This window comes from Prosthecobacter sp., from assembly GCF_044222565.1.
GTDB lineage: Bacteria > Verrucomicrobiota > Verrucomicrobiia > Verrucomicrobiales > Verrucomicrobiaceae > Prosthecobacter.
Genome location: NZ_JBGANA010000008.1, coordinates 146,683 through 172,543 on the forward strand (window position 1 = coordinate 146,683; position 25,861 = coordinate 172,543).

At 61.7% G+C, this 25,861-nt stretch carries 23 protein-coding genes; 14 read left to right on the forward strand and 9 right to left on the reverse strand.

All coding sequences use genetic code 11. The annotated features are described in order from the left end of the window. Positions 1–66 precede the first annotated feature (66 nt). On the forward strand, positions 67–1,464 hold the full coding sequence (locus ACILSR_RS13775; RefSeq protein WP_395750358.1) for a DUF1552 domain-containing protein: 1,398 nt from the start codon (positions 67–69) through the stop codon (positions 1,462–1,464). Positions 1,465–1,884: 420 nt separating this feature from the next. Here ACILSR_RS13775 and ACILSR_RS13780 read toward each other — a convergent pair whose 3' ends face one another. From ACILSR_RS13780 to ACILSR_RS13790, 3 genes are all read right to left on the reverse strand, one after another. Next, on the reverse strand, positions 1,885–2,559 hold the full coding sequence (locus ACILSR_RS13780) for a hypothetical protein (protein ID WP_395750359.1): 675 nt from the start codon (positions 2,557–2,559) through the stop codon (positions 1,885–1,887). Positions 2,560–2,753: 194 nt separating this feature from the next. Continuing rightward, a complete protein-coding gene (locus ACILSR_RS13785; RefSeq protein WP_395750360.1) occupies positions 2,754–3,002 on the reverse strand; it encodes a DUF1585 domain-containing protein in 249 nt (82 codons plus the stop codon). After that, complete coding sequence (locus ACILSR_RS13790) at positions 2,992–4,623, reverse strand: sulfatase-like hydrolase/transferase (RefSeq protein WP_395750361.1); 1,632 nt, start codon at positions 4,621–4,623, stop codon at positions 2,992–2,994. The genes ACILSR_RS13785 and ACILSR_RS13790 overlap by 11 nt, the downstream gene beginning before the upstream one ends. Before the next feature lie 257 nt (positions 4,624–4,880). Here ACILSR_RS13790 and ACILSR_RS13795 point away from each other — a divergent pair, with 257 nt between their 5' ends. Next, entirely contained in the window at positions 4,881–5,747 is an 867-nt protein-coding gene (locus ACILSR_RS13795; RefSeq protein WP_395750362.1) for an alpha/beta hydrolase, read from the forward strand. 1 nt (position 5,748) lies between these two features. After that, positions 5,749–5,955 (forward strand): hypothetical protein, encoded by a 207-nt coding sequence (locus tag ACILSR_RS13800; RefSeq protein WP_395750363.1) that lies wholly within the window; start codon positions 5,749–5,751, stop codon positions 5,953–5,955. Here the strand turns inward: ACILSR_RS13800 and ACILSR_RS13805 are convergent. Then, the gene (locus ACILSR_RS13805) at positions 5,952–6,869 is read right to left on the reverse strand and encodes a LysR family transcriptional regulator (RefSeq protein WP_395750364.1); all 918 of its coding nucleotides are present in this window, start codon (positions 6,867–6,869) and stop codon (positions 5,952–5,954) included. The genes ACILSR_RS13800 and ACILSR_RS13805 overlap by 4 nt on opposite strands. 85 nt (positions 6,870–6,954) lie before the next feature. Here ACILSR_RS13805 and metE point away from each other — a divergent pair, with 85 nt between their 5' ends. Beyond that, positions 6,955–9,306 (forward strand): 5-methyltetrahydropteroyltriglutamate--homocysteine S-methyltransferase, encoded by a 2,352-nt coding sequence (metE, locus tag ACILSR_RS13810; protein WP_395750365.1) that lies wholly within the window; start codon positions 6,955–6,957, stop codon positions 9,304–9,306. Positions 9,307–9,314: 8 nt separating this feature from the next. Next, positions 9,315–10,217: a methylenetetrahydrofolate reductase gene (locus ACILSR_RS13815; RefSeq protein ID WP_395750366.1), complete on the forward strand. Its 903-nt coding sequence runs from the start codon at positions 9,315–9,317 to the stop codon at positions 10,215–10,217. A gap of 24 nt (positions 10,218–10,241) precedes the next feature. Here ACILSR_RS13815 and ACILSR_RS13820 read toward each other — a convergent pair whose 3' ends face one another. Further along, the gene (locus ACILSR_RS13820) at positions 10,242–12,173 is read right to left on the reverse strand and encodes a DUF1592 domain-containing protein (protein WP_395750367.1); all 1,932 of its coding nucleotides are present in this window, start codon (positions 12,171–12,173) and stop codon (positions 10,242–10,244) included. A gap of 180 nt (positions 12,174–12,353) precedes the next feature. On the opposite strand from ACILSR_RS13820, the gene ACILSR_RS13825 reads away from it, so the two are divergent. Continuing rightward, positions 12,354–13,703: a PQQ-dependent sugar dehydrogenase gene (locus tag ACILSR_RS13825; RefSeq protein WP_395750368.1), complete on the forward strand. Its 1,350-nt coding sequence runs from the start codon at positions 12,354–12,356 to the stop codon at positions 13,701–13,703. A gap of 139 nt (positions 13,704–13,842) precedes the next feature. Then, positions 13,843–14,853, forward strand: coding sequence for a polysaccharide deacetylase family protein (locus ACILSR_RS13830; protein WP_395750369.1), 1,011 nt, complete (start codon positions 13,843–13,845; stop codon positions 14,851–14,853). A gap of 51 nt (positions 14,854–14,904) precedes the next feature. Here the strand turns inward: ACILSR_RS13830 and ACILSR_RS13835 are convergent, their stop codons facing one another. Beyond that, entirely contained in the window at positions 14,905–15,453 is a 549-nt protein-coding gene (locus ACILSR_RS13835) for a tetratricopeptide repeat protein (RefSeq protein ID WP_395750370.1), read from the reverse strand. Between the two features lie 360 nt (positions 15,454–15,813). Here ACILSR_RS13835 and ACILSR_RS13840 point away from each other — a divergent pair, with 360 nt between their 5' ends. The 3 genes from ACILSR_RS13840 to ACILSR_RS13850 all read left to right on the forward strand — a co-directional run bounded on the left by ACILSR_RS13840 (position 15,814) and on the right by ACILSR_RS13850 (position 18,777). After that, complete coding sequence (locus ACILSR_RS13840; protein ID WP_395750371.1) at positions 15,814–16,461, forward strand: hypothetical protein; 648 nt, start codon at positions 15,814–15,816, stop codon at positions 16,459–16,461. 121 nt (positions 16,462–16,582) lie between these two features. Continuing rightward, on the forward strand, positions 16,583–17,524 hold the full coding sequence (locus ACILSR_RS13845; RefSeq protein ID WP_395750372.1) for an anion permease: 942 nt from the start codon (positions 16,583–16,585) through the stop codon (positions 17,522–17,524). Positions 17,525–17,850: 326 nt separating this feature from the next. Continuing rightward, positions 17,851–18,777 (forward strand): sulfurtransferase, encoded by a 927-nt coding sequence (locus ACILSR_RS13850; RefSeq protein WP_395750373.1) that lies wholly within the window; start codon positions 17,851–17,853, stop codon positions 18,775–18,777. A gap of 37 nt (positions 18,778–18,814) precedes the next feature. On the opposite strand, the gene ACILSR_RS13855 is transcribed toward ACILSR_RS13850, so the two are convergent. Both ACILSR_RS13855 and ACILSR_RS13860 read right to left on the reverse strand, forming a co-directional pair. Then, a complete protein-coding gene (locus ACILSR_RS13855; RefSeq protein WP_395750374.1) occupies positions 18,815–20,146 on the reverse strand; it encodes an alginate export family protein in 1,332 nt (443 codons plus the stop codon). A gap of 148 nt (positions 20,147–20,294) precedes the next feature. Beyond that, positions 20,295–20,981 (reverse strand): type 1 glutamine amidotransferase, encoded by a 687-nt coding sequence (locus ACILSR_RS13860; RefSeq protein WP_395750375.1) that lies wholly within the window; start codon positions 20,979–20,981, stop codon positions 20,295–20,297. 133 nt (positions 20,982–21,114) lie between these two features. Here ACILSR_RS13860 and ACILSR_RS13865 point away from each other — a divergent pair, with 133 nt between their 5' ends. Then, the gene (locus ACILSR_RS13865; RefSeq protein ID WP_395750376.1) at positions 21,115–22,176 is read left to right on the forward strand and encodes a substrate-binding domain-containing protein; all 1,062 of its coding nucleotides are present in this window, start codon (positions 21,115–21,117) and stop codon (positions 22,174–22,176) included. A gap of 137 nt (positions 22,177–22,313) precedes the next feature. On the opposite strand, the gene ACILSR_RS13870 is transcribed toward ACILSR_RS13865, so the two are convergent. Then, entirely contained in the window at positions 22,314–23,225 is a 912-nt protein-coding gene (locus ACILSR_RS13870) for a hypothetical protein (RefSeq protein WP_395750377.1), read from the reverse strand. Between the two features lie 269 nt (positions 23,226–23,494). Here ACILSR_RS13870 and ACILSR_RS13875 point away from each other — a divergent pair, with 269 nt between their 5' ends. The 3 genes from ACILSR_RS13875 (at position 23,495) to ACILSR_RS13885 (ending at position 25,785) form a co-directional block, all read left to right on the forward strand. Further along, positions 23,495–23,842 carry a P-II family nitrogen regulator gene (locus tag ACILSR_RS13875; RefSeq protein WP_184344828.1) on the forward strand — a complete coding sequence of 116 codons (348 nt, stop codon included), beginning with the start codon at positions 23,495–23,497 and terminating at the stop codon, positions 23,840–23,842. A gap of 187 nt (positions 23,843–24,029) precedes the next feature. Next, the gene (locus ACILSR_RS13880; RefSeq protein WP_395750378.1) at positions 24,030–24,659 is read left to right on the forward strand and encodes a DUF47 domain-containing protein; all 630 of its coding nucleotides are present in this window, start codon (positions 24,030–24,032) and stop codon (positions 24,657–24,659) included. A gap of 13 nt (positions 24,660–24,672) precedes the next feature. Beyond that, complete coding sequence (locus ACILSR_RS13885; RefSeq protein WP_395750379.1) at positions 24,673–25,785, forward strand: anion permease; 1,113 nt, start codon at positions 24,673–24,675, stop codon at positions 25,783–25,785. The last annotated feature ends 76 nt before the right edge of the window (positions 25,786–25,861 follow it).

Here is a 25,861-nt window from a genome sequence, read left to right on the forward strand (position 1 = left end):
TCCCCCAAATCCCCGCAAGCAAATCCATAGGGATGGCGTAGCCTCTGCTCCCCAGTCCCTGCATTCATGAGCCACATCTCCATCCCCCGCGCCCCCATGTCCCGCCGCGCCGCCCTTCGCGGCCTCGGCGCCACCATCGCGCTGCCCTTCCTGGACGCCATGGCTCCCACCGCCCGCGCAGCGCAGAGTACGGCCAAATCCTTCCCCACCCGCATCGGCGTCCTCTTCATGCCCAATGGCGTCCGCCAGGACCGCTGGACCCCCGAAGGCGAAGGCACAGACTTCAAGTTCTCCCCCATCCTCCAGCCCCTCGAGCGCCACCGCGCCGACCTCAATATCCTCACCAATCTCGGCCACGCCAACTGCCAGGGCGGCGACGGCCACTACGCCAAAACCGCCAACTGGCTCACCGGCACGGAAATCGAAAAAACCACCGGCAAAAACCTCCACTGCGGCGTCAGCATGGACCAGGTCTTCGCCCAGGACGCCGGACGCCTCGCCCGCTTCCCCTCACTCGAACTCGGCACCGAGCCCGTCATGACTGGCGTCGATTTCAATGTGAACTACACCATGCTCTACGGCTCCCACGTCGCCTGGCGCACCCCCACCTCACCCCTTCCGCCCGAGATCAATCCCCGCTTCGTCTTCGACCGCCTCTTTCGCGACAACCCCGAGCAGCGCAAAGCCTCCGCCCTCGAAAACAAAAGCGTCCTCGACCTCGTCCTCACCGACGCCAAAGCCCTGCGCGGCCGCGTCGGCCTCGATGACCAGCGCCGCCTCGACGAATACCTCGAAAGCATTCGCAGCGTCGAGCAGCGCATCGAGGCCGACATCGCCCGCGTCGCCAGCGGCGAAAACCTCGACCCCGCTGCCAAGGACGCCATCACCCAGCTCGACCAGCGCATCACCACCGCCATGGCCCAGCAGAAAGACCCTGGCAGCCATCTTCGCCTCGACCACACCGAGCACTCCCGCCTCATGATGGAGCTCATGACCCTGGCCTTCTGGAACGACTCCACCCGCGTCAGCACCTTCATGTTCGGCTGGGCCGTCAGCGGCAAAAATTTTACTTTCCTCGACGGCGTCAAGCACGGCCACCACGAGTGCTCCCACCACGAAAACAAAGCCGAAAAACTCGACCAGTATCAAAAGATCAACACCTGGCACGTCGAGCAGTTCGCCCAACTCATCGACCGCATGAAATCCATCAAGGAAGGCGACGGCACCCTCCTCGATCACACCCTCCTCCTCTTCGGCTCCAGCATGCGCGACGGCAACGCCCACAGCCCCAAAAACCTCCCCCTCGTCCTCGCCGGCCACGGCGGCAATCTCCCCGGCGGCCGCCACCTCGTCAGCCCCTCCGACACCCCCCTCTGCAATCTCTTCCTCAGCATGCTCCAGCTCTCCGGCTCTAAAGCGGAACGCTTCGGTGACAGCACCGGTTTCCTCAAAGGGCTGGTATAACATGGTAGCACCGATGGTTAGGGTAGGGCGGCTGGTCCCCCAACCGCCGCGAACGTCTCCTGACTTTCAAACCTCCGAGCCCTCAGCTTCGCCAATGGTCCCAACCACCTCCAAACTCTGGTATAACGTGGCATGATCCCGGGCAGGGTAGGGCGGCTCGTCCCCCAGCCGCCGCAAACGTCCTCTGGCCTTCAATCACCTCCAAGCCGCCCGCGCCGGACTTCCCCGGCCCCAAAGGGGCCACGTAATACAGCCCAGGGGCAGCCGAGCCTCAGCGAGGCGACCCTGGGTCAGACATAGCCTGAGTGGGAAGCAAACCGAGCACTCCGCCACACCCATCGTCCACCAGCAGGGTCTGCATAAAGTTCCGCCACATGTAGTCCCATCCGCTCACGCACATGGCCCCTTCATTCCCTCCCGCTAATCCGTCAGCTCTTCCCACTTGGGCACTCCCTGCATCTTTCCAGTCTTCTCTCCCAGGACCACGCGCACGGTCCCGCTGTACCACTTCCAGTTCGTCCCATCATCATCTTCTTTCGGCACAAGATTGCCGCTGAATGCGACATCCAGATGATCTTCGTCAATCCACCGCAGCAGCTTGAAATAGTAAAAGCGTCCGTGCCTAAACCTCTCGCCATAGTGCTCCATCGTCATCCCTTGCAGTTCGTTCAGATCCAGCTCCACTTCCGTCGCTGGTTGTGAGGCTAACGAAAACACCGCCACACCTCTGCCGCGTTTGTACAGCCGCAGCAAGCACACCCGCGTCCCGCCAGGCGACCACCGCACGCCCTCTGTCAGCTCCTTCAGCTTGTCCTCCTGTTGCGGAGCATTGGCGTCCATCGGCTCGTCCAGTACCTCCCGCGGCCCGTCTGGTGGTTGCCGCTGCAGCGAGATCGCCTCTTGCGTCACCAGCACCCGCGCCCTGCCATCCGGCCCTCGCACCATCATCGGCGCAGTCGTGGTCAGTGTCCCCGAGTTCCCGCCGCTACCCTCTTCCGCACCCGCTGCCGTCTTCACCGCCACCGACGCATCTGCAGCCACTACCGCATGCGCGGCCTCAGTCACGCGCTTCGTCGCACAGCTAGAAATCATCATTATAAACAATGACATCATCAACCGCAGCAGCCCCGGCATCATCCATCTCGCAGGCATTTTCATTGCCGCGACTGTGAACATGCCCGCCGAATGGAATCAACCCCTTTTCCACGCCCACTCAATCCACATACCGCCCTCACCACCGCCCCCGAAACACCCCACACCTCACCACCGCCCCCGAAACACCCCACACCTCACCACCGCCCCCGAAACACCCCACACCTCACCACCGCCACCATCAGCGCCTCGCTCCGGAAATCCCCATCCCTAAGCACCTTCTTCAGCTTCAGCAACGTCGGCTGATCCCCCCGCTCCACCGTCCTTCCCATCGCATATCCCAGCAGCCGCGTGCAAAAACACCGGATAAACAGCGCCTTCTCCTCCATCAGCAGCCGCCAAAACTCCTGCGGCCTGCCATTCTCTTTTTCATCCTCACTTTCCATTCGGGTGCATGCCTCCCCGTGTGATGAACTCCTGGCGCGAGAGCAGACCGTCCTTGTTGACGTCATACTTGTCAAACCGCTCGCCCGCGCCCTTGGCATCTGATTGATGGGTGGTGAAATAGGCACGCGTCAGCTTGCCCGTTTTCGCTTCATCCAGCTTGTCAAACTTCGCCGCGCGCTCGGCGAGATCAGCATTGGGCGGTGGCACGGGGGCCGCTGGCGCGACCTTGCCCGACTTGTCGCCTCGGCCGTCGCCTACCCCCTGATACCCCGCGCCAGGATTCAGCTCCGCAAGCACCCCGCTCAGCCGCTGGCGTGCAGCCAGCGCCTCAGGCGCAGTGACATCCGCAGCCACTGGGAGTTCTTCAAAGGGCGCGTTCTTCATGTCGTAGAGTTGGCCCGCTTCATCCAGCTTCCAGCCCGCCTCACGCGCGTGCCAGTGCTCTCCCAGTTGGGTGAAGACCCACTTGCGCGGCGACTCCGTGCTTCCCCTGATTTGCGGCAGAAGGCTCCGGCCATCGATCACCCGGTTCTCCGGCAGCGCCGCCCCCGCGATCTCCGTGAAGGTCGGCAGCAAATCCGAAGCATCGCTGAGGTTTTCGTTCAGCCTGCCCGCAGGCGCCGTGCCAGTCCAGTTGACGATGAACGGCACGTGCCCGCCACCTTCCTCCATCCCGCCCTTTTGCCCCACCATACGCCGCCCGCCGATCGTCGCCTGCTCCGCATGTGCCTTGCCGGTGCCGTTGTCACCCATGAAAAAGATCACCGTGTTTTCACGTAGTTTCAGGCGGTCCAGTTCCGCCACCAGCCTGCCGATGAGCTTGTCCATGTACACAATGTTGTCGTGGTACAACCGCTGCTGCCGCAGCTCCGCGCTCACACTCATATCCGGTGCCGCGCTGTCCGGCGTCGGCAGAACCTGCGAATGCACGTGCGACATCGAGTAGTAGAGAAAAAAGGGCGCATCCTTGTGAGCATTGATAAAGGACACCGCGTCTGCGTGAAGAAGGTCCGGCATGTACTCAGTGTCAGACATCGCCAGCTTCCTCTCGTCGATGTAATACGGCCCCGGCTTCGCACGCACACCGCCCTCTCCTCCACGGTCACCCCGAAGTTGATACTTCTCCACCCAGCTTTTCGCAGCCGGTTGGTTCCAATAAATCCCGCTGCCATGAAAACTCAGCACATGGTCAAAGCCCCAATCCGCAGCATCGCCCGCAGGCAAAATCTGCCCCCACTTGCCAATCATGGCCGATGTATAGCCTGCTCCTTTCAGCAACTGCGGCACCATGATCTCCGCCTTCTCCCCAGTCCGTGCCATCATGCCGCTCCCATCCTGCGTCACAGCTCCGGTGCGAAACCCATAGCGCCCGGTGAGAATCAGTGCCCGCGAAGGCCCGCACAGCGGTGCCGTGTAGAAATGATTGAACCGCATGCCGCCCTTTGCCAGTGCATCAATATGGGGTGTCGGGTAGTGGTCTCCGCCATTCGCGCTGACTTCCGCATACCCCAGATCATCCGCTAGGATGAAAACGATGTTCGGCTTCCCATCCACTTGAGTGGTGGACAGGAATGCGAATGCCAGGGCGAGAGCGCTCGTGAGCGCGGAAAGCGGTTTCATGCTGGTGGATAAGTTGGGCGCACGGATCGGGAGCACGCTTCAACGCACCGGGCAGGGAATAGTTGCCATTTCAAATGGGAACGGTGCGCCCAAACATGTCATGGATGCTGAGTCTTTCGATGAAGGCCGGTTCCATTGGGGGCGGTTGAGGAGGACTGAGCTGGAGCCAAGGAAGAGAGGGCTGGGAGAAATTCGGCGCTTGGCACCTGACGCTGCCCTGACTATGAAATGTCGGTCTACTCTTTCCCAACCCACTCATGAAACGCCTGGTCTTCCTCCTCTCCCTCTTCCTCCCGTGCTTCCTCCACGCCGAAGACCCCAAACCCCTCGTCATCAATCTCTGGGAAAAAGGTGCCCCCGGCTTCGAATCCCTGCGCGATGAACCCGAAGTCCTCACCGGCACCAGCGTCACCCACGTCAACAATCCCTCCATCACCGTCTTCCCCGCCCCTGCGGACAAAGCCAACGGCTCCGCCATCCTCATTGTCCCCGGCGGCGGCCACAGCAAGCTCGGCTTCGGCGGCGAAGGCATCGAGCCCGCCAAGCTCCTCAACAGCCTCGGCGTCACCTGCTTCATCCTCAAGCACCGCCTCCCTCGCGAAAAAGGCTCCCCCTACAATCTCGACATCCACCCGCGCCAAGACGGCCAGCGCGCCATGCGCGTGATCCGCACCCGCGCCGCCGAGTGGAACCTTGATCCCAAGCGCATCGGAATCCTCGGCTTCTCCGCCGGTGGCGAAGTCGTCGCCATGGTCGTTTACAGCCCCACCGCTGGCGATCCCGCCGCCACCGATCCCATCGACCGCGCCAGCTCCCGCGCCGACTTCCAAATCTCCATCTACCCCGGCCCCCTCGGCGTTCCCGCCGGCCCCATCCCCGCCGATTCCCCGCCCGCCTTCTTCCTCGTTGCCAACGACGACACCAGCCACGTCAAACCCATCCTCGACCAGCTCGCCCAATACGAAACCGCCAAGCTCCCCGTCGAAGTCCACCTCTACTCCAAAGGCGGCCACGGCTTCGGCATGGGCGCCCGCTCCAAGCTCTCCTCCATCAAAACATGGACCCAGCGCATGACAGACTGGCTGTCAGACAGCGGCTTCCTGAGCAAGAGTGACGGCAAGTAAGGTGAGCACATCGAACGGGATCACACTGAAGGCCGCGCTGGAGCAGTGGTCGGCGGCAGAGCTGCCGCTGGCCTCGCCGAATCTGCTGCCTGATCTGGGAATGCGCTTGCTGTTTTCGGTGTCGCGCCATTTACCGATGGCAATAAAATGGCTGGCATTGTTGAGTGATCCCGGCACAACAGGCAGGATCCTTCATCCCAGCGGCTAGTGATCCACAGGCGTGATGCCCTTGAGGCTGTCAAAACTCACCTTCTTCATCGTGGCGATGAACTCCCGCATATACGCGGTGCCGGACAGCGCGCGAGTGGTAGCAGCATTCAGATTGGAAAAGAGGCCGCTCTTCCGCACAGGCCGCCGCGCCACATAGCGGCGCTCCAAGTATGGCTGCACCGCCCAGCCCGGCATCGCCGCGATGCCACGCTGACTGGCCACGAGCTGCAAGATCGCCACCGTAAGCATCGCCGTGCGGCGCACCGGATTCACCCCCAGCGGCCCCAGCACCTCCCGCATCAAATCAATGCGGTCATCCGGGATGGGATAGGTGATTAGCGTCTCTTTCGCAAAGTCCTGCGCGGTGAGGAAGCGCTTGCGCGTGAGCGGGTGGTGGTGCGCCAGCAGCGCAAGCACCTCATAGCGAAACAGAGGATGATAGACGATGTCTTTGCGCGGCGGTGCCTTGGACACAATCACCAGATCCGCCTGATCTTCCACTAGCAGCCCGGTGGGGTCAGGCTGGAAGCCGGAGACCAGATCCATCTCCACCTCCGGCCAGGCGACACGGAACTCATCCATCGCGGGCATCAGCCAGTCAAAGCACGAATGGCACTCCACGGCGATGCGGAGCTGCCCGGCCTTTCCTTCGGCAATGCGGGCCACATCCCGCTCGCATTGACGCATCTGTTTCACGATCTCATGCGCGGTGCCTAGCAGCCGCTCCCCCGCCGGACTCAGTCGCAGCGGGTTGCTTTTCCTCTCAAACAACGGCACTCCCAGATGCGACTCAATGCTCTTCACCTGATGTGACAGCGCAGGCTGCGAAAGGTGCAAACGCCGCCCCGCTTTGGAGAGATTCCCCGTCTCAGCGAGGGCGATGAGGGCGTGCAAGTGGCGGATTTCGATCATGCCATCATCATAAGCCATTTCGATGATGATCCACAAAACTCTCTGGATTGTTTATGCTGGATCCGGCGATAGTTATTTCGTCGCTATGAGCGACCACATCATTCACACACACAATCTGGGCTACCCGCGCATCGGCGAGCAGCGCGAACTCAAAAAAGCCACTGAAGCCTTCTGGCACGGCAAACTCTCACGCGAGGAGCTGGAGGCCACGGGCCGCCGCCTCCGCCGGGACAACTGGGCCAAGCAGAGCGCGGCGGGCATCGACCTCATCCCCTGCAACGACTTCTCGTTCTACGACCAGATGCTCGATTTCTCCTGCCTCATCGGCAACGTTCCTCCGCGCTTTGGCTGGAGGGGCGAACACATCGGCCTCGACACACTCTTCCTCATGGCGCGGGGCTCACGCGGCGAAGGCCATGACAGCTGTGCAAATGGCTGCAGTGGACATCAAGCAGCCTTTGCCTGCGAGATGACGAAGTGGTTCGACACCAACTACCACTACATCGTTCCAGAGTTCCGCGCAGACACTCAGTTCCAGCTCGTTGGAAGCAAAGTGTTTCGTGAATTTGAAGAAGCCAGGTCTCTCGGCCTGCGCGCCAAACCCGTGCTGCCAGGGCCTGTCACTTATCTTTCCCTGGGCAAGGTGCAGGATTCACAGCATCCCGACTTTGACCGCTGGACGCTGCTGGACGGACTGGTGTCCGTCTATGAGCAGATCCTGCAACGCCTCGCCGCGCAGGGCGCGGAATGGGTGCAGATCGACGAGCCAGTTTTCGCGCTGGATCTCTCAGCGCAGCAGCGCGATGCCGTGGTGGATGCCTGGCGTCGGCTGGCTGCTGCAGCGCCTGGTTTGAAGATCATCATGGCCAGTTATTTTGGAGCTCTGCGGGAGAATCTGCCGCTCTTTCTCTCGCTGCCTGCTCAGACCTTCCACTGCGATTTCGTGCGCGCCCCGGCAGAGCTTGAGGAAGTGCTGGAACATCTGCCGCAGGATAAAATCCTCTCTCTCGGTGTGGTGGATGGCCGCAACATCTGGAAGAACGATTTCGCGAAGTCACTCAATCTGCTTACCGCAGCCAAAACAAAGCTTGGCGCACAGCGGCTGTGGGTAGCCCCTTCATGCTCGCTCCTGCACTCGCCCGTCACGCTGGCCTCAGAGAGCGCACTAGATGCCCAGATCGAAAACTGGCTGGCGTTTGCCGATGAAAAACTCACTGAGGTGGTCACCCTCAGCGCACTGCTGCGCTGCACAGCACGCAGCGGTGTTTGGGAGGCCAATCAGGATGCCATCTACAGCCGCGCCACGAGTCGGCGCACGAATAATCCAAAAGTCAGAGAACGTCTCGCGCTCGTCACAGATCAGGATGCGCGCCGCCACTCGCCCTTCCCACAACGGCAGGCATTGCAGCAGGCCCGGCTGGCTCTGCCAGAATTTCCCACCACCACCATCGGCTCCTTCCCACAGACCGCGGAGGTGCGCTCCATGCGCGCCAAGTGGAAGAAAGGAGATCTCACCGCCGCAGAGTATGAGGCCTATCTGGAAAATGAAACGCGCGCCTGCGTCGCCTTTCAGGACGAAATCGGTCTCGACATGCCCGTGCACGGCGAGTTCGAGCGCAATGACATGGTGGAGTACTTCGGCGAGCAGCTCGAAGGCTTCCTCTTCACCGCCAATGGCTGGGTGCAGAGCTACGGCACACGCTGCGTGAAGCCGCCCGTTATCTACGGCGATGTCAGCCGCCCCGCGCCCATGACCGTGCGTTGGTCCAAGTTCGCGCAGTCCCTCACCACTCGCCCGATGAAAGGCATGCTCACCGGCCCCGTCACCATCTTGCAATGGAGCTTTGTGCGCGATGACCAGCCACGCTCCGAGACCACACGACAAATTGCCCTGGCAATCCGCGATGAAGTCGTGGACCTCGAAGCCGCAGGCATCGCTGCCATTCAAATCGACGAGCCCGCTATTCGTGAAGGCCTCCCCTTGCGCCGCATCGACTGGGCCCACTACCTCGACTGGGCCGTCACCGCCTTTCGCCTCAGCGCCAGCGGCGTGCGGGATGACACGCAGATCCACACCCACATGTGCTACTCCGAGTTCAACGACATCATCGCCGCCATCGCAGACATGGACGCCGACGTCATCACCATCGAAACCTCCCGCTCCAACATGGAACTCCTTGGTGCGTTCGTGGACTTCCACTACCCCAACGAGATCGGTCCCGGCGTGTATGACATCCACTCCCCGCGCGTGCCTTCCGTCAGCGAAATGGAAAACCTCATGCGCAAAGCCGAGGCCGTCATCCCAAGACGCAATCTCTGGGTGAACCCCGATTGCGGTCTCAAAACACGCGGCTGGCCCGAGGTGAAAACCTCCCTCATCCACATGGTGCAGACTGCGCAGAAGCTGCGCGCCACCAAGCTGCAACCCAACGTGTAATCGGGATCATGCACATCAAAGACATCCTCTCCGCAAACCGTGGCACCACCATGTTCTCGCTCGAGTTCTTCCCGCCACGCACCCCCGTGGCGGTGCAGACGCTGCAAAGCACGCTCGATCAGCTCGCGCCACTGCGTCCCGCCTTTGCCAGCGTGACGTATGGCGCAGGCGGCAGCACACGTGAGCTGACGCAGAGCCTCGTCGCCGAGCTGACGCAGAGCGATGTCTTTGATCCCATCCCGCACCTCACTTACGTGGGCCACAGCGAGTCTGAAATCATGGCCCTGCTCACCCGCTATGCCGCCGCTGGAGTCAGCAACATCCTGGCTCTGCGCGGCGATCTGCCTGCGGGCCTGACCGACAGCGGCACCTTTGCCCATGCGGCGGAACTCGTGCGCTGCATCAAGCGCTTCAACGAACGCGGCCTGCACCCGGACCCGCGCGGCTTTGGCATCGGCGTCGCCTGTTTTCCTGAAGGCCATCCCGCCACGCCGAATCGCATGACCGAGATGGATCACCTCAAAGCCAAGGTGGATGCCGGAGCCGACTGGCTCTGCACCCAGGCCTTCTTTGACAATCACTCCTTCCACGACTTCCGCGCCCGCTGCGAGTTGGCAGGCATCACCGCCCCCATTCTCGCAGGCATTCTCCCATTGACCACGGCCACCGGCATGAAGCGCATGGCCGAACTCGCCGGAGGCACGCGCTACCCCGCGCGCCTCATCCGTGCGCTGAATCGCGCAGGCGATGACGCCGAGGCTTTCCGCCGCATCGCTCTGCATCATGCCACCGAGCAATGCGCGAACCTGCTCGATCATGACGCTGACGGCATTCACTTCTACACACTGAATCAGGCGCAGCCTGTGGTGGAGATTTATTCGAGACTCGGCATCCACCGAGGCACCAGGTAACAGGGGTTACGACGTTTCCTTGAGTCAGAGCCTTGAGCGAAACGGCGAGCTCTTCACCAAGGCGAGGATGAGCACCTCGCTCCGGAAATCCCCATCCCTCAGCACCTTCTCCAGCCTCAACAACGTCGGCTGATCCCCCAGCTCCACCGTCCTTCCCGTCGCATACCCCAGCAGCCGCGTGCAGAAACTCCGCACGAACAGCGACTTCTCCTCCATCAGCAGCTTCCGAAATTCCTGCGGCGTCCCAAATGCCTTTCCACCCGGCATCACCCCCGTGGCATCCAGCGGCTTACCGTTCTCGTTGTCCCGCCATTTGCCGATGGGGTCAAAATTCTCCAGCGCAAACCCCGGCGGATCCAGCCGTGTATGACACCCCGCGCACGCGGGCTTGTTGCGGTGCGCCTCCAGCCGCTTGCGCAGCGTCGTCTCCTTCAGCGCGCGATCATCCTCCGGCAGCGCTCCCACATTCGCTGGCGGCGGTGGCGGTGGCGTTCCCAGCAGTTGCTCCAGCACCCACTTCCCACGCAGTACCGGACTCGTCCGCTGCGGATACGCCGTGCTCGCCAAAATCGCCGCCATGCCCGTCAGCCCGCCACGCCGTGCGTTGGTAAACTTCACCTGCCGCATCTCCTTGCCCTGCACCCCCGGCACCTCATACACCTTCGCCAGCGCTTCATTGAGAAAGCTGTAATCACTGTCCAAAAAATCCAGCACCCGCCCGTTGCGCCTCAGCAGGTGATCGCAAAAGCCAAAGATCTCATCATACATCGCCTGCCTTAGCTCTCCGTTGAAATCCGGAAACTTCCGCCGGTCCGGATCCACGGTGTTAAACACCTGATCAAACCGCAGCCACTGCCCCGCAAAATTCTTTGTGAAGGCCAGCCCCTTCTCATGCGCCATCATCCGCCGCACCTGCGCCTCCAGCACCGCATCGTCCTGCAGCTTGTTTTCCGCCGCCAGTTTAAGCAGCTCCTCATCCGGCATCGACGACCACAAAAAATACGACAGGTGCGAGGCCATCTCATACGCCCCCAGCCGCCGCGCCTCCTTCGCCTCCGGCGATCGCGCAGTCTCCTCGATGAACAAAAATCCCGGCGACACCAGCACCGCCTTGAACATCACCTTCATCGCCTCATCCCAGTTCGGCTTCCGCCCCCACGCCTGCCGAAACACATTCAGCACTCCCTGCACCTCCGCCTCCGTCGGTGGCCGCCGAAACGCCCGCAGCAGAAACGGCCTCAGTGCCATCTCCGCGCCCACATCCGGCGCCAGCTTGTCACTCGTCACCGGCGCATACAGCCTCTGCCTCAGTTCCCCTCGCTGCCACACCTCCCCCATCGCGTCATCCGCTGCGCCAAGATACTTCTCCACCAGCAACGGCGAAAGGCTCAGCGTGTCCGCACTGTTCGCAAATCCCTCCCCGCCCGCGCCATCCGCCGGAAACTTGTCCCCCGGCCGCTTCGCGATCCCCAGCAGATCCCGCAACGTGTTGTTATACTCTTCGCGATTCATCCGGCGCGATCTCGCCACGCCCGGCCTGCCCTCCGGCATTTCCAGCACCGCACCCTCATTGCTCTGAATCCATTTCAAAAACACCTCACGCTCCGCATCCGTCATCGTCGGCTTTTCCTCTTCAGTCACCGGTTTCCCATCCGGTCCCGGTTTTGTTTTCGCCTTGGGCTTCGGCGGCATCGTCCCCGCGCGGATCTGCTCCCGCACCTTCCCCCACAGCCGGATGTCATGCCGCATCTCCCCCGGCCTCCGCAGAAACTCAAAGCTGATGTCCCCCTTCTTCGTGTCCTCATCATGACACTCCGTGCACCGCTGCTCGATCACCGGCAGGAGTTCTTTTGCGAGGGACTGATTCACGGCATCCACCGCCGCACCAAAGGCAGACGGGAGAAGAGCAAACCAAGGCAGCAGAACAAAAGGACGGGGCAGGGCAGACAACAGCATGTGAGGGGGGCTCCACACATACGCCACTCCCGGCAGCTCCGCCATCTACGGGCTGCAGAAAAGCGGCAGTCCGTTTGTCGTGCCCACCCGCAAACTTCCATGCGGTTTCGTATCCTGTTTGCCAATGCCAGCCAGCCTGCCCTGGCTGCGTTGGTATCACCTTCCGGCCGATCCCATGCCATGCATCCGAGTACTTTCATCTCTCCACGCAGCCTCTTCCTGATGGCCTTCTGCGCCACCGCCGCGGTGCTGGCCGCACAATCACCCGCCACCTCTGTGGCAAAAAAGAAGGAAAAGCCCCCCATCCTCTTCGTGCCCACAGCCTGCGAACTCATCGACGCCTTCCCCGGCCTCAAATTCGACCAGCCTCTCGCCATCGTCACTGCTCCCGGCGACACATCCCGCCTCTTCATTGTCGAAAAAACCGGCCGCATCCAGCTCATCACCGCCCTCGACTCTGACCACCCACGGAAGCAGCTCTTCCTCGATCTCACCCACCCTGCCAACGCCACCCTCGTCACTGAAGGCGAGTGCGGCCTTCTCGGCCTCGCCTTTCCGCCCGACCACGCCACAAGCCGCCGCTGCTTCGTCTATTACAGCCTCAAGCTCGAAGGCGCCCTCCACCAGCGCCTCTCCCGCTTCACCCTTTCCACAAACGACCCCAGCAGCGCCGACCTCAGCACGGAGCAGCCGCTCTTCACGCAGAAAGATCCCGCCTCCAATCACAACGGTGGCGACCTCCACTTCGGCCCCGACGGCTGCCTCTACATCACCGTCGGCGATGGCGGCGCCGCCGATGACAAATTCGACAACGCCCGCTACATCAACAAAGGCTTCCACGCCGCCATCCTCCGCATCGATGTGGACAAAAAGCCCGGCAGCCTCCCGCCCAATCCCCATCCCGCCATCGCGCTTGATGCCTCCGGCTACGCCTTCTACGCCATCCCTGCCGGCAATCCCTTCATCGGTGCCACCACCCACCACGGCGAAACCCTCGACCCCAAAACCGTCCGCACCGAGATCTGGGCCACCGGCCTGCGCAATCCCTGGCGCATCTCCTTCGATCTCCCCACCGGCCGCCTCTTCTGCGGCGATGTCGGCCAGAACCTCTACGAAGAGATCGACATCATCACCCCTGGTGGCGACTACGGCTGGAGCCATCGCGAGGCTCTGCATCCCTTCACCACTGGCCCCGGCAAAGACAAGGAGCCGGCGGATTTTCAGCCGATCGCGCCGATCTTTGAGTATCCCCACACGGTCGGGCTCTCGGTGACGGGCGGAGTGGTTTATCGAGGCAAGCGTTTTCCACAACACAGGGAGAAGTATGTCTTCGCCGATTATGTCACAGGACGGGTGATCGCCCTGAAGGATGAAGGCGGGAAGACCTGGAGTGATGAAACGCTGGCGCAGGAGCCGGGCATCGCGGGCATGGGCCTGGATCCGCGCGATGGCGAGGTGCTGTTTGCGAATCTTGCCACCGGGCAGATCAAGACTCTCAAGCTCAAGGAGACACCAAACACCCGGCCGTGAAGGGCTTCGCGAGCTTCTTTTGCCGGCAAAGACTCGTCCGGCATGGAGAACGCCAGTGGTATTCCAGGTGGGAGGATGGGTAAAAGTAAGGTCTGCGGCCAGTTGTCAAAGGAGCGTCGGCGTGCGAAGGTGAGAGTTCATGTTTTTGCTGCGAACGACCGCCTTTTTCCTCCTGACTGCCGCTGTGCTCTGCGCGCAGCAGGCCAGTACGCCGCTCAAGATCGAGGTGAGGCGGGCACTGCCCGTGGAGGAGGAGCCCCAGCCAAAGCTGCCAGACACCGACACCCTGCCTCGCGTGCTGCCCCCCAACCGCAAAAGCGTGTACAATCACTGCGAGGTCAGTGTGCCTCTGATTGCCATCACTTTTGACGATGGGCCGGATCCGGTGTTGACGCCGCGGCTGCTGGACCTGCTGAAGGAGCGCCACATCCACGCGACCTTCTTTCTGGTGGGGAAGAATGCGGCGGCCTTTCCGGAGGTGGTGAAGCGCATCGTCGCGGAAGGGCATGAGGTGGGAAATCACAGCTGGTCGCACCCGCTTTTCACGCAGATGAGCAAGGAGAGCGTGGACAGCCAGCTCCAGCGCACGCATGACGCCATCGTGAAAGCCTGCGGGGTCGCGCCCTTGTTATACCGGCCTCCCTACGGAGCGGTGGGCGCCACCCAGAAGGCGCGGATCGAGAAGACGTTCGGCTATTCGGCCATCCTTTGGGATGTGGATCCGCAGGACTGGCAGCACCCGCGCAGCGCGCAGAAGGTCTACAATGCCATCCACAAGCAGACGAAGAACGGCTCGATCATCCTGTGCCATGACATTCATGAGACCACCATCGCGGCCATGCCGGCCACGCTCGATGACCTGACTGCCCGCGGATTCCGGTTTGCCACGGTGACGCAGCTGATCGCATTCAGCACGCCGCCGGAGATCGTAACTCCGGCTGTGCCAGCGGCCGCCACACCACCCGCGGCCCCGCAGGGAGCGCCGGCCCAAACGGTGAAGCCGCCGGTCTCTGCGCCGGCACCGGTTGCAGCGCCTGCTGTGGTGCCTGCGCCGGGTATTGCGCCGGTCGCGGTGCCGCCGCCGTCTGCCGCAGGTCCAGGTGCTGGTCCTGGCAAAACCGATGAGGCAAAGGCGGCGAAGGCGCCCTAGCGCTACTCTCGTCCCACCTTTTTTGTCCCGTTGCCCGCAGGGCGAGACAACTCACAGAGGCTTCCACGCCTTGCTCCACAGCACATAGACCTCATGGATCGCCCGCTGCTCCAGCGGCGTCCATTCCAGCGTGCGCTCCATCAGCGTCTTGTAGCTGCCAAAGCGCGGGTCCTTCCCCACCGCCAGGTCATAATTCTCCAGTGCCTTCTGCAGATCCCCCGTGCCCCAGTAGCCTAGCACCAGCGAGTAGTAGTCATAGTGCGCCTGGTGGTCGCTCATCTTCGCCGCCAGTTCGCACTCGCGCACGCAGTCCGCGTAATCTCCCAGGTTAAAATACGCCCACCCTGCGCGGTTGTGCATGTTCGGCTTGTCGCTCAGAGACAGCGCCTTTTTCACATCCGCCCGCGCCTCCTCTTTCCGCCCCAGCAGCGCCAGCACGTATCCGCGATTCCCGTAAGCCTGTGCGTTCTCCGCATTCTCCGCGATCTGCTTGTTCAGCACCTCCAGCTTCGGAGTCGTCTTCACCGGAACAGGCTCGGCGCCAGTCGCGGCAGTCATGACCAATGCAAAACAAACCAAGGCAAAACGGGAGTAAATCATGGCGGTGAAATGAGGGATGAATGAATGAAACGAAACAACGCTGCCAGACGCCCCGGTTCATCCGCGAACCGCCACAAAACATCATTCCACCAGGCATTCCTGCCACGATCCCTTGAAGACGGCTCGGTGTCTCCGCCAAAATAGCCTCTCCGCGCAGCGGCCCTGGCAGGAGTGGGATCATCCTGATCCCACACGCTCCCGCTCGGCCCATCGTTCCCAAACTGGAGAACCAGAATTATTCTCCTCCAAAGCACTGACGCCCCACCCAAAAAAGAACAAAGCCCCTTCCTCACAGCGTTCCCAGTTGCTCCCCACGTCCACCCCGCCACACTTGCAGCTTCACCACCTCACCCGCATCCCATGGCCTGGTTCCAGCTCGATCCCCAAAGCATCGCCACCCGCGCACGTGCGGCCGGCTCTCCTGTCCCCACGCTCGGGGAGTCTGTCACCCGCGGCATCGTCGGCTTCACCCTCGTCAGCGTCGCCGGTTTTGTGCCTTGGGCTGCCTTTGGCAAATGGTTTACCGTGTATCTGGGGAGGTCGGGAAACGTCGGCATGTATGCCGCCTGCGCCGTCGTCTTCCTCGCCCTCACCGCCCCTCTCCTCCATCGCCTCATCATCGGCCCTGGTTCCGTCTCTCGTTTCTACAAAGTCTTCGGCCTCTCCTTCACTGCCTATTCCATAGCCTGGATCATCGGCTGGATGAGTCTTGGCGGTCACGCGGGCAGCATCGCCGGTCTGGCCTCTGGCACCATCTTGATGAGCCTCATGCTCGTCGCCGCGTTCGATGCGCTGCGCTCTGCCTTGAAAGTCTTTCTCTCCCTCTTCCTGCTCAATTCCCTCGGCTATTTCATCGGCGGCGTGTCAGAGCACTTCCTCATGCCCGTGCACAAGCTCGCAGCCATGCTCAGCTGGGGCGTCTTTTACGGCATCGGTCTTGGCGCCGGCCTCGGCATCGCCTTCCACCTCTGCCAGGAGCGTGCCCGCAGGCTGCTCAAAGGCGCTTGATGCGCACGCTCAGGCCTGCGCTGCGCGTGCTTTGTCCATCCGTGTGAAAATCCTTTTAGAAAGGCGGCTTTTTCATTGCGTATTTGCCAGTGTGCGCAAATAAACGCACTCCTTCTTGTTCATGTTGTACCTCATCATCCTCGCTGTCGTTATTGTGGCTTATGCGAATGGGGGAAATGCGAACTTCAAAGGCGTCGCCTCACTCTTCGGCAGCGGCACCACCAGTTATCGCACCGCCGTAAACTGGGCCGCCATCTCCACCGCCGCCGGTTGCATCGCCGCCACCTCCGGAATGACCAAGGCCTTTTCCGGCAAGGGACTTGTGCCGGATGCCCTGATCGAGCATCCGCTGTTTTTGTTCGCCGTCGCTGCCAGTGCAGGCATCACAGGCATGCTCGCCACGCGCTTTGGCTTTCCCGTTTCCACCACCCACCTTCTAACGGGTGGGTTGATCGGAGCAGGTTGGACGGCTGGAGATGTCAATCTTACCAAGCTCTGGGACAGCTTCCTCAAGCCCCTCCTCCTCAGCCCTGTCCTCGCCGTCATCGCAGGCGCGCTCATTTACTTTCTGCTCAAGGGACTCCGTCTCGCTCCGGATCACCGCACCCGAACGCTCGATACCCTCCATTTCCTCAGCGCTGGTGCCGTCTGTTTCGCGCGCGGGATGAACGACACCCCAAAAATGGCCGCCCTTCTCCTCGGCGTCGCCTGGCTGCAGGGCAGCATCGGCATGCTCGTCATCGCAGCCGCCATGGCCGCCGGCGGCCTCATCAGCGCTCGCCAGGTCGCTGAAACTCTCGGCCATAAAATCACTCGCATGGATCCCGGTCAGGGCTTCGCCGCCAATCTCGCCACCGCCCTGCTCGTCACCACCGCCAATGTGACCTTCCTTCCTGTTTCCACCACCCACGTCTCCGTCGGCGCGCTCCTCGGCATTGGCATCACCACCCGGCAGGCGCAATGGCGCACCGTCATCCCCGTGCTCGCCGCCTGGGTCATCACCCTCCCGGTCTCAGCACTGGCGGCGGCGCTCATCTTCATCCTCGGCCGCCGCTTTTTTTAAACTCTCATCCTCCAGGAAATCCCCCGCGACATGACCAAAACACGCACCCGCATCCCTTCCTGATCACTTCACGGTCATTCGTGGCCCTTCGCGTTAGAAGCCTGTGGGCCCTCCTCAAACGAAACCTCACCCACCACCGCCCCCTCAGTCATCTCATCTTCACCATCTGATCCATCCGGAACCCTCAATGAATCAACCTCCCAGGCTTCGAAGACCTCGCAGTCTTCGTCCCAGCACTCATCTCTGCGGTCTTCTAAACTCTCGCGTTGTTAAAATCATTCCGTCTCACTCTTCTCTCCACCAGCTCCCCGCACCAGCCACCCACCATGAAACCCATCCTCTCCCTCCTCGCCCTCGCCCTGCTGGCCTCCGCCGCGCACGCAGACATCGGCCTCATCTCCTGTGCCGATGCCAAGGCCCTCATCGAAAACCCCGATTCCTCCAAGCGCCCCATCGTCCTCGACACCCGCGGCGGCTATAAGGATTACTTCCGCGGCCATCTCCCCACCGCCCACCACATCAATTTCGACACCCTCCGCGGCACCGACAAAGCCGTCCCCGTCCAATACCTCCCCGACGATCTCACCCAGGCCCTCCTCATCCGTGCTGGTGTCGATAAGGACCGCCTCCACCTTATCTACGCCACGGGAGACGTCCTCCCCAACGACGAAGTCCTCAGCACCAGCATGGTCGTCTATGTCCTCGAAAAATTCGGCGTGCAAAACATCAAGGTCGTCGATGGCGGCCTCGCCGAATGGAAAAAGCAGGGCTTCACCCCCACCCAGGATTACTTCGGCAATCCCAAAGGCATCCTCCCTGACAAAGGCATCACCACCATCACCGCCAACATCAGCGATGTTCAAGCCCACGTCGGCAAGCCCGGCAGCGTCCTCATCGACGCCCGCCCCATCAACGAATTCCGCGGCGAAGACGACGTCTGGCTCCGCAAAGGCCACATCCCCGGCGCCATCAGCTTCCACTGGGCCCGCCTCATGGAGAAGGACAACACCCACAAGTTCAAGCCCCTCGCCGAAGTGAAGGCAGAGCTCGAAAAAGCCGGCATCACCCCGGACAAAAACATCATCGCCTACTGCGGCACCTCCCGCGAAGGCAGCCTCCTCCAGTTCTACCTCAAGCACGTCGCCGGCTACCCCAACGTCCGCCTCTACGAAGGCGCCTGGAAGGAATACGTCTGGCTCAACGACAAATCCCTCCCCGCCGAAACCGGCGGCGATCCAGCAGGAATGAAGTAATCCGTGCAAAGTTTCACGCCGCCTCCGCGCCGGACTTTCAAAACCGCACGGTGGCGGCCACCTGCATGAAGTTTGCGCCCGGTGCTGGTCCGGTGCGCGCCACGAAATCGCCGGCAAAAAAGTGTGCATACGCGATGTCGATGTCGAACGAAGGCGCGATCTGCCAGACCACGCGAACGTCTGTCTCCTGCCCGAGGTAGTTTCCGCTGCGGCCAGTGGCGTCACGGCGGCCGGCCTTCACCCAGGAATCCGTGTCACTGGCCAGCCAGTAGCCCCGGTGAATCAGTTCACACTTCAATTTCTTCGCCGGCTGAAAACTAAGACGCACCGCCGGATTGATGAGGTTCTGCAGCGTGAAATAGCTGGTGTACCCATAGAAGGCGTAGGAGGCGCCATACAGCGGATCAAAGCGCTGGTTGCTGCCATCCGTGGCGCTGCGGTCACCGCTGGCATAGTTCAGCCACAGACCCAGACGCGGCTTCCACGGGCCGGTCCAGGTGTATCCAGTTTCCAGGTGTGCTGTCCATGCCTGCCGGCTCTGACCCGCGGCCTCGCCCCATTGTCCCGCCAGGCTGAAGTCGTAGTCCCACGCGGACTTGTTCCCCCACTGGCCAAACCCGTGCAGCCCGAAGGTGTGCAGGTTGCGCCGCTGCACCGTCGGGGCCTCCCGTTGGTCCAGCCACAGCCAGTAAGGCTCCAGCACCACATGCGGAGACCACCCACGCCAGTAGTAAGCCAGGCCATAGAGCGCCAGATCATCAGACGACTGGTCCCCATTTTGCACGCTGCGCGTCACTGGCCGCACCGCAATCGCATCAATCTCCCATCGTCCTTTTTCATCTCCCACGCGCAGGCGGATGCCGTCGAACGCATTGATCGTGTTGCGGTTGCGGTTTCGCGAAATGAGCCTCCGCTCCGCCCAGTCAAATGCCATGCGCCCCACGCTGAGACTCACCGGCGCCTCGCCCACGGCGTTTTCAAAGTGCAGCTGCGCATACGCCTGCAATACGTCCATGCGGTCCTCCACGCTGGAGTTGTCCGGCAGGTTGCTGTCAAAGCGCCGTGAATCCTGCAGCTCGACATTGAAGCGCAGCGGATCCAGCGCATGGCGGATGCCCAGGTACATCAGGTTGCGAGTGACCAGAGCGTCATCCGAAATCAGTCCGTTCGTGTAGTCCTCGCGCGCCACTTCATACCTCGTCCGGGACTCCACGCCAAACTGCAGCCAGTCAAGACTACCGCTGAGCGTGCGCGCATAGTCGGGCGTTTCAGCGACACGGTTGGCCGACACGCTGCGGGTCACGACGGGCTTGAATTCCGTCGCGGAATCAGCCGCCCTCACCGTCACGAATGCGGTGGCGCACAGCATCAAAAGCTGGTTAAAGCATGATCGGGCCCCGGGGCGCCGCACGTGGTGAAAATCCAGCATTGGTTTTTCTATGTCGCCAAATGACAGGATCATGTCAAAAACAAAAATAGATGGGCGCCCTGTTCGTTCAGGCTGCGAGTTGTCTGCCTCAGGCCCGGATCAGGTGGTCCAGCACATCTCCCATCAGGGAGTTGATGCGTTCATACGCCGCCGGGGGCACGGCGCGGAGCGCGGCTTCTGATTGCACAAACGTGTCCTCCACCAGCTCATGCCCGCACTGCGTGATGATGGCGTCGGCGCTTTCCGGGGTCGTTTCCAAATGAAACTGCAATCCGATGACTTTTGACCCGACTTGAAATGCCTGGTGCACGCAGGCCGCGCTTCGCGCCAGATGAACGGCTCCTGCGGGCAGGTCGAAAGTCTCGCCGTGCCAGTGAAAGACGGTGGTGGTCTCGGGAAAGGCAAACGCACCGCCGGCATGCGGCACCGCTTCGATGTCAAACCACCCGATCTCGCGCTGTTTTCCCTGGTAAACGCGCGCACCGAGAGCGCTGGCAATAAGCTGGGCACCGAGGCAGATGCCGAGCACCGGGACGCCGTGCTTTTTGGCGTTGCGGAGAAAACGTTTTTCCTCCACCAGCCAGGGCAGTTCAGCCTCGTCGTTAACGCTCATGGGACCACCCATCGCGATGATGAGATCCAGGCCGCTGACATCAGGCAGAGCCCACGGCTCAAAGAAACGCGTGCTGGTGATGTTCGCCGACCGACGCCGCAGCCAGGGCTCCATGCTGCCGGTGCCTTCAAAAGGGACATGCTGGAGAATATGGACGTTCATGCAGGGGCGGCTGACTCCTTGAACGAGTTTTCATGCCGCTGCAAAACAGAGTGTTGATGCTTCCGGGCGCGAACCGACGCGGTTCCGCTGCCGCATTGACTCCGCCCCGATTCAGCCACACCCTGACAGCATCATGTCACGCGCCAGTTCCCAGCATCATCCCGTCGCGGTACGGCGCAAGGCGCTTGGCTGGTCGCAGGACGATCTTTCTGCAAGGGCCGGCGTCCCGCGCAGTTCGGTAAGCGCGATCGAGGCCGGGCGCCTCACGCCTTCAGTCACGGCAGCGCTGGCGGTGGCACAGGCGCTGGAGTGCAGTGTGGAGGAGCTTTTTGACCCGGGAGGGAAGACGCTGGCGGGTGGAGCGCTTTGGGCGTGGAAGCCGCGGATGGACTCGGGACGCTACTGGGAGGCGGAGGTCGGAGGCCGGAAGTGGCTTTACCCGGTGGAGACCTTGTCAGGCAGCACCTGGGCGCACGACGGCATCTGGCGGGACGAGGTGCTGCATGAACGCAGTGACTGGGATGTGGCGCGGACGCTGGTGCTGGCAGGCTGCGATCCGGCGGCGGGCCTGCTCGCGGCGGAGTATGCGGCGGCATCGGGCTTCCGCCTGCTGGCTTTCACACGGGGAGGCGGCGCCGCGCTGGACCTGCTCAAGCAGGGGGTGGTGCATGTGGCGGCGCTGCACCGCTCCACGGAGGAAAAGCCCCAGAGAAATTCTGAAACGGTACGTGAGAAACTGGGCGGCGGCTACCGCCTGCTGCGGAGTGCGGACTGGCAGGAGGGCATAGCGCTCCCGCCGGGGGACACCACTCAGAGCGTCACGGCCTGCGCCCGGCACGTCCGGCAGTGGGCCATGCGGGAGCCAGGCTCCGCGGCACGGGAATGCCTGGATGACCTTCTCGGAAAACCACAGGCCGCCAGGCGCCTCATGCTAAGCCATCAGGCCGTGGTGGAGGCCGTGCGCGGTGGCTGGGCGGAGGCCGGCGTGTGCGTGCGCCTTTGCGCCGAGGATGCCGGGCTGCGCTTTCTGCCAGTGCGCAAGGAGTCACTGGACCTGTGCTTTCCCGCAGCCATGGAGCGCGACCCCCGGCTGCAGGCCCTGATCCGCCTGCTCCGAAGCCGCGCCCACCGTCGGCTGATTGACGAACTGCCGGGGTACGATGCCAGCCGCACCGGCGAGTTGGCCACTGTCTAAAGTTGGTGGTTGTTTGCAGTGGTTTGCGATGGTTGGCAGTCGTTCTCAGACCAGCGGCAAAGCCGCTCAACGAATTGGCAACCACTTCAAACGACCGCAAACCATCGCCAACGACCGCAAACTCCCCCCTCCATCCTTCACGGGGCCGTCGGCTTCATCGAGACCAGCCGGGTGGTCACCTGCTGTTGCATGGGCATGGGCTTGCCCTCGACTTTGAGCTGAATGTTGGCGGCAAAAATGGCCAGCGAGATGGTTTTGCGATCAAGGTCAAAGAAGACCTGGCCGTTGACCTTGGAGTTCTCGCCAAACGTGACAGGGCGTTCGGTGGTGAGATCCCGCCCGATGCTGTCCTTGTCGGGCTGGGATTTCATAATGCCATCGAAGGAGATCTGCGCTTCACGGTGGCCTTCGCGATTGACGATCCCGTCGAATCTGGAGTTGAGCTTCACCTGAACGGTGCCGGTCTGGGGGAAGGGGACGATCTCGTCAGAGATCCACTTGTCCTTGGGAAGGACGGGGATTTTGGGCAGGCCCATCTCCAGGGAGCGGCGGTAGAGCGTGGCCAGCTGGCGGGCCGTGGCGATGGACGTGAGGTCGGGTTCCACACCGCCGGTGACCATGGAGCCGATGTCCTTGGCATCCACGAAAATGCCCTTCTCATCATAGACCAGGGTGAAGCCGCGGCCGGCGGAGCCGCCAAACAGCTGCTGCAGCTGCGGACTGGAGGTGCCGGGGTTTTTGGAATCAAAGAAATAGCTTTTCCCTTCGAAACTCATCTCGCCGAGGAGGGAGGTGATCACCACTTTCGCCTCCGTTTGATCCGGGGAAGGCTTGGAGACCGTGATCGAAGTGGTCTGGCGGACCTGCATCTTCTGGTCCGTCGTCTTGCCGAGCGCGGTGAGAAAATTGGTGGTCACGGTGTCAGACTCCTGCACGTAGGTCTGGCCGGGCTCCCAGTGCAGCTTCAGTTCCACGGGCGCATCCTCGGCCGGAGTGAGGAGCGGGGAGCCGAGAAGGGCAAAGGCCAGAAGCGCAACAGAGCGGAGCATGGCGCGAGGTAGCCGAAGCCCCGCTGGAATGCAATACGCCTCTCCGGTAGGCAGGGCGGTTTTTAATCCCGCCAGCCTCCGGGACCTCCGCACGGTCGCACTCGGAAGGCCCCGCTTTCGGTCCCGTTCCAGGGCGGGGAAGAAACTCAAAAGAAAGTTGGCACGCTTCTCGCTAAGACATCATTTGCAAAAGATTGGGCCAGGAAAAACATCTTCCCGCGGTTCTGATCGTTGCAATTCGTGAACCACACTACTAATTGCCGTTAACCATGAAAAAAGTCGAAGCGATCATCAAACCGTTCAAGCTGGAGGATGTCAAAGAAGCCCTCTCCGAAGTCGGAGTCGAGGGCATGACTGTCGTTGAGGTCAAAGGATTTGGCCGCCAAAAGGGCCACACCGAGATCTATCGCGGCAGTGAATACACCGTCGATTTCCTTCCGAAGGTGAAGATTGAGGTCGTCGTTGACGACAGCCGTGCTGACGCTGTGGTTGATGCCATCGTCAAAGCTGCAAACACGGGCAAAATCGGTGACGGCAAGGTCTTCGTGAGCGCCGTTCTCGACGCCATCCGCATTCGCACCGGCGAGCGTGGTGCCGACGCTGTCTCCAGCAGCTAGTTTTTCCCACCCCAAAACTGCCAATCTGCAAAAAACCCATCAGCGGCCTGCCGCTGATGGGTTTTTGTTTTGAGCTGAAGCGCAATAATTGTGACGTTTTCGTCACAATGGGCAGTTCTGGTTGTCTTGACAGCCCCCCACGTGCTCGCTCTAACTGGCGACCCCGCCCGCAGGCGGGTTTCTCCCAATGATTTCTTTTCAAAAAATTTTCGGCAAATCGGATGTGTTTTATGACCTTCTGGAGTCCAGCGCCACCCACGCACGCCAGAGCGTTCAGTCCCTCCACAAGCTGCTTTCCGATTCCACCGCCCCGCAGAACCTGGACGCCTTCGTTGCGGCAAGGCGTGAGGACAAGAAGATCACCCAGCAGATCGACGAGGCGCTGTGCAAGACCTTCGTGACCGAGCTTGAGCGTGAGGACATCGAGGCCCTCTCCAACGCTCTCTACAAGATCCCCAAAACGGTCGAGAAAATCGCCGAACGTCTCCTCATCTGCGAAGGCCGCCTCACAGGGGCGGATTTCTCACGCCAGGTCAAGCTCATGGACGCCGCCGCTGAGGTCGTCCTCACCATGGTCATCGAGCTGCGCCAAAAGCTCCACCTGGAGCGCGTCAAAGATCTGAACGAACAGATTCAGCAGGTCGAAGGAGAGGCGGACAAGCTCATGGTTGAATGTCTGAGGGCCCTCTACACCAAGGAAAAGGACGCGGTGTTGGTGATCATTCTGAAAGACCTCTACGACCTGATGGAAAAGGTGGTGGACCGCTGCCGCGACGCCGGAAACGTCGTGGCCCACATCGTTCTGAAGAACTCCTGACCGCCCGCCGCGCATGACACTCGTTCTTACCGTGGTGGTGGTGGCGTTGATCTTTGAGTACATCAACGGCTTTCACGACACTGCCAACTCCATCGCCACCGTGGTGTCCACGAAGGTGCTCACGCCACGCATGGCGATCATTTTGGCGGCGGTCACCAACCTCGTGGGTGCGCTGTTTGGCACTGCCGTGGCGAAGACCGTTTCCTCCGGGCTGGTGGATTCCGCCTTTGTCACCTCGCAGACCCTCATCTGCGCGCTGCTGGGAGGCATCATCTGGAACCTCATCACCTGGTGGTTTGGCCTGCCATCGAGCTCCAGCCATGCGCTCGTGGGAGGGCTGGCCGGAGCCACGCTCGCCACCGCGGGCGGCAAATGGTCGGCGCTGATCTGGTCCAAGGCGCCGGAAGCCGGCAAGCACTGGTATGAGGGCAGCGGGATTTTGTACAAGGTCGTGGTGCCGATGGTCAGTTCCCCCCTGGCAGGGCTGCTGCTGGGGTTCCTCATCATGTCCCTTTTGTATCTGCTCATCTCCACGTTGAACCACCTCTGTGGCTGGCTGAAGCCGCACACGGTGGGCGCCTGGTTTGGCAAGCTGCAGATCCTCAGTGCCGGCGGCATGGGTTTCAGCCACGGCATGAACGATGCGCAGAAAACCATGGGAATCATCGCTCTCGCCTTGATGACGGCGACGAAGGCTGGCGATCTCGCGCAAATCCCTGACTGGCTGGGCTTCCTCCGCGTCGAATCGCTGGGCGCCAAAAATGATCAAATTCCCGTCTGGATCAAGGCCACCTGCGCCCTCGTCATGGCAGCTGGTACCGCGGCTGGCGGCTGGCGCATCATCAAAACCCTTGGCCACAAGCTGGTGAAACTGCAGCCAGTCCACGGCTTTGCGGCGGAGACGGCTGCCGCCTCAGTGCTGTCTTTGGCGGCGGTTTACGGCATGCCGGTTTCCACCACGCACGCCATCACCACCAGCATTATGGGCGTGGGAGCGGCCAAGCGGCTCAATGCGATCAAGTGGGGCGTCGTCTCCCGCATCATCTGGGCATGGGTGCTCACCATCCCGGTCACCGGCCTGTTGGGGTATCTCCTGTTCAAGGTGTTCGGCACGCCGGTGGGGTGACAGTACTCCGGGTGTCGTGCAATGCCACGATCCCTTCCGCACCTTTGCCAGCGAAAGCTCTCCGCGCAGCGGCTCC